At 43.0% G+C, this 1,702-nt stretch carries 1 protein-coding gene; it reads left to right on the forward strand.

Going from position 1 to position 1,702, the window contains the following annotated elements; all coding sequences use genetic code 11:
• The first annotated feature begins 112 nt into the window (after window positions 1–112).
• Entirely contained in the window at window positions 113–1,186 is a 1,074-nt protein-coding gene (locus A3763_RS15045; protein ID WP_068514223.1) for a GGDEF domain-containing protein, read from the forward strand.
• Window positions 1,187–1,702 lie beyond the last annotated feature (516 nt).

A 1,702-nucleotide genomic window follows, 5' to 3' on the forward strand; every position in this document is an offset into this window, starting at 1 on the left:
GAAATGATTTATGATTGAAAAAGTCTTATAATTCTTAGATTATTGCACAAACTAGAGGCTTGAACTCAGGTTACAGACAAATATTACCAGGCTAAATGGAGTAGCGAGTAATATGACAGAGCAACAAATACCTGTGCGGGAAAGCCGTCAAAAAAAGCTTAAACAAGCTGTTGACTGCCTTAAGAAAACTATCCCACAAATGAAAGACCTTGAAATCCCAATCACCCCGGAAAACTACTTCGTTTGGTATGAGTATTTTCAAGGAATGAACCTCGAGCTACGCAAGAAAATAGATAGCCTGCTAGAAAGTGGAACGAACTTTACAGACAGCTTAAATAACTCACTCTACGAAACTTATATTGCAAACCAAACGCAGGATAAACTGAGCCATATACAAGGCGATACAGAGACGCTTGTGGACAACCTGCTGCAAGAGCTGGAAAAAATCCTTGAGGGCAACCAGGCTTTTTCAGCCGCACTGGAAGAAAGCCAGAATGATCTAAAGAAAAACCCCGATATCAACAGCATCACTCAGCTCGTTGCCAAGCTTATTGAAGAAACTGACCAAGTTAGACAAGCCAACACATCAATGGAAAACTCCTTAATCGTTGTGAAGGAGGAAGTCAGTACTTTAAAAAGGAACTTGGAAGAACTGAACGAAACGGCGTTTACCGACCAGCTCACCGGCATCCCGAATCGACGAGCATTTGATGAGTCTATTAAAACACTAGTAAATGAGTTTGAACAAACACTGAAGCCCTTCTCTCTCCTATTTATGGATATTGATCACTTCAAATCGTTTAATGATACGCACGGCCACGCAGTAGGCGACAAAGTTTTAACCTTTATCGCAACAGTTCTAAAGAAGGGTGTCAAAGGTGACGATATCGTCGCTCGTTATGGAGGTGAAGAATTCGTGGCGCTATTACCCAACACACGCTACGAAGGCGCACTCGTTGTAGGCCAGCAGCTATGCGATAAGGTCGCCAGTAAAAACCTGGTTATGGGCAGTGATAAAAAAGTCACCCTGGGTAATATTACCATTTCTGTCGGTGTTGCGAGTATGCAAACCTCTGACACAATTGATGGCTTAGTAGAGCGCGCTGACCAAGCCTTGTATGCAGCTAAGAAACAAGGCCGGAACAGAGTAATTGGAGAGACGCAGAACCTTGCGCAAAGTCAGTAGTATCAGAAAGGTGTATCGGCTCGAACCCTTTCTCAAAGGTTGGAGTTCAGTGCACGGCATAGTTAAACAGCACTCAAAGGCGTGAAAGTCCGCAAAACGGACCTTCATGACTGATCGATAAACAAGGATATTTTGGCCAATATTGATCTGATCGGTTACTTCTGGAAAGTGAGATAAGCGGACATAACTTGAGAATTGTCTTCAGATCTAATCTGGCCCTTCCTAACTAGCATTTTTATATTACAAAAGACCCGAAAGCGGACATAACAGTTGGACTGTTTTTACAAAATTACGGCCAATATTCGCTAAGTGAAGCTTCTTCTATATGCTGTATGTATAAACAGTATCAAGGAGGATACTCATGTCACCGGCAAGGAATGTCTGGGCGAGTCAAGCACCATACTATGAACGCCATCAGCCCGAAAAGACGCTCCTCTATCAATTGGTTCAGGAACATTATCCTGTCTTTAAGTCCTCGTTGGAGGGTCAGGGACAAAGCTTGCCTCGTTACGTTCA

This window comes from Oleiphilus sp. HI0128, from assembly GCF_001635365.1.